6 protein-coding genes are annotated in these 7,619 nt (G+C 29.8%); 2 read left to right on the top strand and 4 right to left on the bottom strand.

What is annotated here, in order from left to right:
• Positions 1-446 (bottom strand): hypothetical protein (locus tag ACLHDF_RS31580; RefSeq protein ID WP_413922280.1); only part of this gene is annotated, 446 nt, incomplete at its 3' end.
• Positions 447-1,253: 807 nt separating this feature from the next.
• On the opposite strand from ACLHDF_RS31580, the gene ACLHDF_RS31575 reads away from it, so the two are divergent.
• Positions 1,254-1,625, top strand: coding sequence for a GntR family transcriptional regulator (locus ACLHDF_RS31575; RefSeq protein WP_413922279.1), 372 nt, complete (start codon positions 1,254-1,256; stop codon positions 1,623-1,625).
• 366 nt (positions 1,626-1,991) lie between these two features.
• Here the strand turns inward: ACLHDF_RS31575 and ACLHDF_RS31570 are convergent, their stop codons facing one another.
• The 3 genes from ACLHDF_RS31570 to ACLHDF_RS31560 all read right to left on the bottom strand — a co-directional run bounded on the left by ACLHDF_RS31570 (position 1,992) and on the right by ACLHDF_RS31560 (position 5,472).
• On the bottom strand, positions 1,992-2,618 hold the full coding sequence (locus ACLHDF_RS31570) for an ABC transporter ATP-binding protein (RefSeq protein WP_413922278.1): 627 nt from the start codon (positions 2,616-2,618) through the stop codon (positions 1,992-1,994).
• Positions 2,619-2,623: 5 nt separating this feature from the next.
• Positions 2,624-4,840 (bottom strand): DUF1430 domain-containing protein, encoded by a 2,217-nt coding sequence (locus tag ACLHDF_RS31565; protein WP_413922277.1) that lies wholly within the window; start codon positions 4,838-4,840, stop codon positions 2,624-2,626.
• 341 nt (positions 4,841-5,181) lie between these two features.
• Positions 5,182-5,472, bottom strand: coding sequence for a lactococcin 972 family bacteriocin (locus ACLHDF_RS31560; RefSeq protein WP_413922276.1), 291 nt, complete (start codon positions 5,470-5,472; stop codon positions 5,182-5,184).
• 305 nt (positions 5,473-5,777) lie between these two features.
• Here ACLHDF_RS31560 and ACLHDF_RS31555 point away from each other — a divergent pair, with 305 nt between their 5' ends.
• On the top strand, positions 5,778-5,921 hold the full coding sequence (locus ACLHDF_RS31555; protein ID WP_413922275.1) for a hypothetical protein: 144 nt from the start codon (positions 5,778-5,780) through the stop codon (positions 5,919-5,921).
• Positions 5,922-7,619: the final 1,698 nt, after the last annotated feature.

The raw sequence follows: 7,619 nt of genomic DNA, 5'->3' as shown, positions 1-7,619 counted from the left end.
AAAGTTAGTTGTACATATGGCGTTTTTTTCGTTAAAAACCCTACAATTCCACCAGAGACACCGCCAATAGCTGATGCTGCGTACCATTTTATATAAACCAACGCCTGTTCTTTGAATGGTAATGATACTGCTGCATCCGTATAGAAATGCCCAATTACGAAGTAAAATGTAATTGCAGAAATCGTATAGATTGTTCCAAATACCGCAGACTCCTTAAAGCTTCTAGCAAAAATATAGCCAACAAGCATTGCTAAAATAAACCACATTGGTAAGGAGTTAATCATTACTGCTAAATATGAAATGATGAATTCAAAAACTGTTATACCATCTTTTAAATATGGTGAATTATCAGAAACAACCGAAAAAATTGCCACAATTAAACCAACGATAAATGTAAATATAAAAAACTTTCTCCAATGTCTTCTGTATTCTTGATTCTCTCTCAACAAAGCACCTCCGTATGTATAAAGGAACACATCCTTACTTTTCTTTACCTTATTTCAAGTACAACCTTTTAAAATTCACATAATTATTTTAACATAAAATTCCTATTTGTCTTCCAACAAATAAGTTTGCTCAATATTAAGTGAACTACCTTAGATATATTTCATTCTTTAAATCAAATACTGGATTTAAATCGATACACTAGATAAAAAGTTAACTCTAGCTGTTTTTTTATATGGGATATTTTCTCTAGGTTAGGGAGTTGAATATCCCCGACTTCCATGAATTAGTTTACGATTTTATCACCTTTCAATATACGTAAATAAAGATTTGTTAACCTTTTCATTACTTTTATATCTATTTCAATATTCTTAAAAATAATTAATGATTAGAATTCTTTATACTAGAAAGCCATTCTAATTAAACAGGTGTGTCATATTCTTAGGCTGTCTCAACAAAAAAGAAGCACTAAAGGCATAGCAGATAATTATGCTATATTCATTAATAACCCGCATAACGTTTACCAATCGTAATTTTTCCTTTTAGTAACGATTTTTACGTAAATTTGTATACGTTGAATCGATGCTAATTACGCTATTAATATCATCAAATAGATTCATACCTCTCTGATTAATTAGAGGAATATGAATCTGTTTGAGTTACTAAGTTTCAGAATCTTAAAAAATCTTCTACTATAATTTATTGTTACAAATTTTAAAGATGCGTAGCAACTGTACTACTTTTTTGGTGAACAAAGCTAAAATTAATTATTTCTTGAAAAAAATAAATTAAATAAGGAGTTAGACTGCATGTTAACATATGATAAATACGGTAAAAAACCTATTTATGAGCAAATAGCTGAATATATAAGGAGGCTAATTATCAGTGGAGAATATAATAATAATGTTCCTCTGCCCTCTATAAGGTTTCTTGCTAATGATTTAAATGTTAACATAAATACTATCCAAAAAGCTTATAACAAATTAGAACAACAAGGATATATCTATACAGTAATAGGAAAAGGAAAATTCATTAATCAAGATCATCAATTGGATAAAGAAGTTAGAATACAAGAAATTAGAGAAGAAGTTTTAAGGTTAACAAGGGAAGCCTTGTATGTAGGCGTCAACCACGAAGAAATATTATCTTCAGTATCTCTTACTTATCAAAAAAGTAAATAGTTAATGTACCTATAATATTACACCTTTGTTACTTACTATAATTAATTATGTAATTGCAAATACTATACGATTGTAAGAGAGATTACAAATTATTTTCTATTATTACAGCCGATTTAAAAGGGGAATTTAAAGTATACATTAGAAATTTTCCAGTCAAAAAGCAACGTTTGGTTACGATCTGAAAGAATTATCCAAACCTCTATTACCAAACAAATGTCAAGGTTGAAATAAAAAACTTAGAATTTTTTGATAAATCACACTAGATATTCATCTAGTGTGATTTTATTTGAAATTATCCCATGATTTATAGTACATTTTGATTTAGAATGACTAATATATTAAATACACCGTTGTCCATTTCAAAGTTTATAAGTTAATGATTCTAGTACATTCTTTAGCAACTTCAGGATCATGAGTAACAATAATAACAGTTTTCCCTTGGGCATTTAATGATTTTAAAATATTAAGTACGTGATCCCTATTTAGTACATCTAATGATCCTGTTGGCTCATCTGCTAGTATAATATCGTTTTTCTTTAATATGAGTCTAGCTAATGCTATTCTTTGTTGTTCTCCACCACTCAACTGGTATATTTTTTTATCTATTTTATCTGCTAAGTTGACTTTTTCAAGTGCTTCTTGTTTCATCTCTTTTTTATTAGGAGATTTTACATACTCTAACGCCACATCTAAATTTTTGCTCACAGTCTCTTGTTCAATTAACGCATAATTTTGAAATAAATAACCTATTGTATATCTAAATAATTTTAATTGCTTCTTTTCACTTTTCCAAGCATTTTGTACTCCTTGAATAAATACATCTCCGGAATCAGGCTCTTCTAAGAGTCCTATTATATTTAATAATGTTGATTTTCCTTTTCCACTCTGTCCGGTAATAGCAACCATTTCTCCTTGTTTTATTTCCAAATTCAAATTTTTAAATAGTTGTTTATCTCCATATTTTTTAGATATGTTTTGTAATTCAATTTCCATATATCTTATGCCCCTTTTAATACGTCCTTCGTCTTTTTCTTCTCTGTAAATTTGATCGTGGTATAAACTAATATCCATTCAAACACTAAAAAAGCTAATACGATAAACAATGTCATTGTAACGGTTGATATTCCAATAGCTAATAACCCTAAGCAAATAATTAACCAAAAAAGACTTACGATACTAAAGAATTTGTTATGTCGCTTAAAAAAAGAGAATCCATTAATCTTTTGAACCGAATGAATGAGTTTGTTTCTCTCTAAATAGTTCAAAACCATGAAAATAGCAATTATTATTTCTATACTTAATAATAGGATTGACAAGAAAAGATTCATTTTAATTTCATTTTGTAAATTAAACATATAACCGTCGACAACACTATATAATAAAGGCGTAGTAAGAATTGTATCCTGAAGGTCTGCTAATTTAATATCATTTTTTAATTCCTTATACGGATTACTAGAATCATTTATATGAGGGAAAAAATAACCTGCGCTCAGATAATTAAGATAACTGTCTCCTCCCATATTTTGTGAATTAACAACTACTAGTAAAGCATCCTTAACATAATTCTGATTCTCGATCTCTAGATTAGGGTTATATAAAAAATGTTTCTGCCTATTTTTTATAAAAACTAACTTTACTTCAACCTCTTTATGTGGTTTAACCTTTTTTCCTGTATTCTTATAATATGTATCTTCATCAATAAATCTTTTAAATTGATACCACTCTTTATATCTTTTAAAAATATCCTTTTCGAAATCGCGATATTTTTCTGGTACTAATACTATTAAATTGTCGCCAAAGTTTTCTTTTAACTTTATTTTCTCACCATTGAGGTCGTAAACAGGATTATGCCTTAAATAGTTGGGATTCACTTGGATAGTATTACCTTGTTCTGGATCGTATTCATTGCCTTTTTCTCTAACAGGAATAGATTGTTCACTTTCAATAAATCCTTTGTATACTATACTGTCCGATGGTTTTACAAGCATAGCTCCTTTTTCACTAGCTAAATTAAAAAGTTTCTTACTCTTTACTCCTACTTCATATGCCCAAACGTCACGATCTCCAGTAGAAGTATCCTGAATCTCATAAAAACTGTAATTTTTTGTGGTATTCCATTTCTCATAGTTAGAATTTTGTGCTGTAAATTCTTGATAATTATTAAAGAAGTTAATAAACAGAATAACTAAAATTATTGAAAATATAAGCTTTGAGCTATAGTTTAAAAACTGAACTAGTTTTAAGGGTTTCTTATTTTTTAACATTTCGGCAATTTTTATATGGTATACCATTAAGAAAGGCGCTAATCCAAATAGAATAGACACAAATGTAAATACAAGCTGCCACACGACCCACCCGCTGCTAAAATCTAAAAACCTACTTATTCTATTATAAAAGAATAAGTAAATAACTTGGAATATAATCACTATTCCCAAAGCAATGGCATGAATTAGTACATTCTCTTTCATTAAATGCTTAAAAATTAGCTCTCTATCGCTGTAACCAAACATTTTTTTTATTGCCAGTTCTTTGTAATTTAATAAAATATAGTATAAAAAACTTAAGGAAATTAAAATGAATATGATAACAAGAACAATTATTAGATATTTACTAAATCCCTGATCTGCTAAGGTATCTATAATGTTTAATTGCTTTTGGTTTTTAATTTTAAAACCTACTTTTGTTTTCAATTCATCTTTTATTTTTTCAATAACTTTGGGTTTTTCACTATCAACTAAATAAGTTCCTCTTAAATTTTCATTCTTTGCTGCTTTTAGTGGTCTTATTTCAATAATGTTACTGGGTGAAAATAAATCTATTCTACCAACTTGTTTATTATTTTTTTCATTTAGAGATGATAAATATAGATCTGTAGAATCTTTTTCTGTAAATAGTTTGCCTGATTTCAAAGGAAATTCTTTCTTAAATTTATCTACATCGTTTATTGCGGAATAAAGAATTATTTTTTGCTTTTGTGAAGTTTCAATAGGCTTATATACTACTTTGTAGATATTCACCTTTTCTTTTCTTGAGATTTCATCTATCTTATTCAATTTATCTTCTGGTCTTTCGTTTTTACTCCATTCAACCACATTTAGTGATGCCTTATTAGATGAATTAATATCTATCATTTCTTTTACTTCATAGTATTTAATAAACATAAAAGATGAAATGCCATAGGCTACAAGTACTAGACCTATTAAAATCTTTTTCATGATAGTCCCCCGCTATAAGCTAATATTGAAATAATTACTCTTTTTAATCTTTTGAAATCCTTTAATAATTTTCATAAAACCTATGCCATAATGAGAAAAAATAGTTAAATAAATGTTTATTATTTTTTCCTCCACAGTTCACTAGATATATGTACGCTGTTAATTTTGTGCTTATTTTTATAAATATAAAAATAAGGAATTCCTGAGAAATATTGAAAAATACCAACATTCCTCAGGAATTAAATTATTGTTATAAAAATGACTAATTAAATCTATTAGATTAGTAAAAGAATGTAATGTTTAGCAATTATTCTGAAAAATACAAATAAAAATAATCTGTATTATTGTACATCCCAATAAGAATAATCGACTGCAAACGCTCTATCTGTTGCACTTGCATAAGATGTTACCCCTGGAGATTTCCAACCAGAATCATAATAATAGGCTCCTTGCACTGAAGATTTATGTACTTTAGAACCATGGTAATAGTTTGACCAAACCTTTCCTCCGCCTGTTCCATAGTCCCATTTTCCACCACCCACGTATGCTGTAGATGCAAATGCTGCTGTTACCCCTGAACCTAGAAGTGCACCGCATAGTACCAACGAAGTTAAACCTTTTTTTAATTTCATCTCCAAATCCTCCCTACAATTCATATTAGTAGCGTATTAGGCTAACAAATACCATAATAAACACTTATTGGAAAAAAGGGAAGTATTTTTTTACAAAAAAATAGATTTTTTTGTAAAAAACCTGCAAATGAAGTCGGAATATAGTTTCATATTTGGAATAATGTGTAAAAAGTTCGTATAAATAGTAACCTCTATTTTTTCTCATTTCTCCACTACTAAGTTTATATTTCTTTTTAAATACGTTTCTAGCTCTTAAGATCCTCTTTTCAGCTACCATTGAAAAACAGTTTGCTAAGAAATAATAGGTGAAAAATAATCTAGAAACTTTACGGATGCATAAAGGTGTCGCGCAAACCGTTCATTTATCCATTATTTATATCAAACAAACAGATGGAGGATTTCCAAGACGAGAAAAAATAGGCTGTGCTCCTAACTTAAACCAAGATTAATTTATATAAGGAATTTTTCTTTTCTTATGAGTAGAAATTCTTATATTGGCAGTTAGAAGATCTATTAGCCATTTTTCCTTTTGACATCCGTTCTTTATATTATCCAGTCGGAGCTATATCCGAATCATACAATCCGCAAGTACTCATAGAGAAATATAAGAGTCCTGTCAAACAGCAGAGCAAAGCGAGATCAAGAGTACCATCCCCCTCACATAGAATCAAAACTAACTTAACCTAGGATACAAAATGGTAAAAAAGAGTCCTCTTTTCCCATTTAAACTTTTGCTTTTTTTAATGTTCCATTTCTCGCGTTGCATTCCGTTTTTTTGTAAAATGTGTCCCATTGTTCCGTGCAAAAAATTTCGTGAATCCATTTTATAATTTCTCTTTTCTCCCTTTGTCATAATCCTTTATCTCTCTTAGTACCTCCCTCCTTTTTTAGCCGACTTTTAAAAATTCTCAGGAAGAAATGCTCTTTTCTTTCGTAATTTCATCTATTTTTTTAACGGCAATCAGATCGATATTTTTTAAAAACATATCCATAATATTTGTTTTTTTCCTATAAAGTGTGGTTCCCCACTACAAAAGAGAGAAGAGCATAAGGGGTTTTTGCCCCCACCATAGGTGTGGGGCTAGGCAAAGCCTAGCAAAACGATGGGGTCAAGAAAACAGTCTTGCTGTGGACCTACTGTGAACCTAAAACCACTCATGTTAACCTGCTGTGAACCTCCAAAAGCACGAAATTTGGAAGAAAAATAGGGAATGTGAACCTACTGTGAACATGCCTTTCTTCACTTCATGACCAAATCCTGTTCTTTTTTATTCAACTTTTTCAGCTTTTCTTGCAAACTTTTTTGTTCATCTTCATAGAGCTGAATGCTTTCGTCACTGAGCTGAATAGTATCTTTTTTTATCGCAATTTTTGATTCTGTCTCGACTTTTCCATAGCTGTTCATTTTTTTTTTATAAAATCTTTTTCTAACTCATTTGAACATGAAAAAAATAAATATCGGCGTCTTGTGAATGTATATTTTTTTAGAACGGTCATCGTTTATAGAATAAAAGTTGATTAATGAATTATAAAAAAGCACTCGTAAATCACTTGTATTGTAAGTAAAATGAAATGGCCGTTTTGAACATGAACGTGCGAAAGAAATAAAAAAAGATCGCTTGCTTCTGTCTTATTTTTTTCAAAAAAACACTTCAAAATGAAGTGACCCTTGAGGGGACATTTACCAACTATGAAGGGTCGGCGAAGGGGTTCCTTGCACAAATATTGTAATCACTGAGGGGCCCGTGAAGGGACTGCCTCTTAATTTGAGGATACGTTGAGGGGGTTCCTTGAAGATTTTGCATAATATCATGTTTTTGCTAGGCTCTGCCTAGCCTATCACACCTTGTGATAGCAAAAACCCCTTATGCTCTTCTCTCTATTTTTTAAAGGGTACCAGTATTTTGGGGATTTCAAATAAAATATGGAACCTAAAATAAGAAATGTTGATCCTACTGCTGTAAAAAAACTTGATGAGTTAGCAAGAAAACATGAACAATCATGACAGTAATTTTCAAAGAATTAGGTTCACACATGAGCCATTTTTAATCAACAATTCGACCGAGAAGGACCTCTTAAAAATTTAATTAAAGTCAAAAGCAAGACGATGGAACGTTATGTAATTTCTATGGAAAACTTAAATGATA

The organism is Priestia megaterium (assembly GCF_046599315.1).
Classification (GTDB): domain Bacteria; phylum Bacillota; class Bacilli; order Bacillales; family Bacillaceae_H; genus Priestia; species Priestia megaterium_F.
Note: the sequence above shows the minus strand (reverse complement) of the source record. Positions and strands in the feature narration are given on the sequence as shown.

Excerpts from the sequence above, each read along its gene's own strand:
- ACLHDF_RS31565 (WP_413922277.1), bottom strand. The coding sequence starts at position 4,840 with ATGAAAAAGATTTTAATAGGTCTAGTACTTGTAGCCTATGGCATTTCA.
- ACLHDF_RS31575 (WP_413922279.1), top strand. The coding sequence starts at position 1,254 with ATGTTAACATATGATAAATACGGTAAAAAACCTATTTATGAGCAAATA.
- ACLHDF_RS31560 (WP_413922276.1), bottom strand. The coding sequence starts at position 5,472 with ATGAAATTAAAAAAAGGTTTAACTTCGTTGGTACTATGCGGTGCACTT.
- ACLHDF_RS31570 (WP_413922278.1), bottom strand. The coding sequence starts at position 2,618 with ATGGAAATTGAATTACAAAACATATCTAAAAAATATGGAGATAAACAA.